General features: G+C 47.2%; 1 protein-coding gene. It reads right to left on the bottom strand.

From position 1 onward, the window contains the following. Positions 1-288: hypothetical protein (locus tag ACNKXV_RS14475; protein ID WP_417908406.1), on the bottom strand; the 288-nt coding region annotated here is incomplete at both ends.

Consider the following 288-nt stretch of genomic DNA (forward strand, 5'->3'; position numbering starts at 1 on the left):
GCCCGAAATAGGTTTGGCCAGGCATTGCGATGCTGCGCGACCATCTGATCATCCAAATCCAGTCGGGTCAACTCATCAAAGGCTGCCGCGCCTTCTACCATCAGCATGGACACCAAAGGCGCAGCATTGATACTGGTTTTGAGTTCGAGCGGATGAAGCTCGATTCCCTGATTTTTCAACACTTCCAACACCGCTTGGTCATTTTTGATATTGGGCCGATCGCCTTCAAAAAACGGTTTGAAGTAACCGATTTTGAGTTTTTTGACCTCATTCTTTGCAGAATAATTG

The sequence above is a fragment of the Christiangramia aquimixticola genome, assembly GCF_048285835.1.
GTDB lineage: Bacteria > Bacteroidota > Bacteroidia > Flavobacteriales > Flavobacteriaceae > Christiangramia > Christiangramia aquimixticola.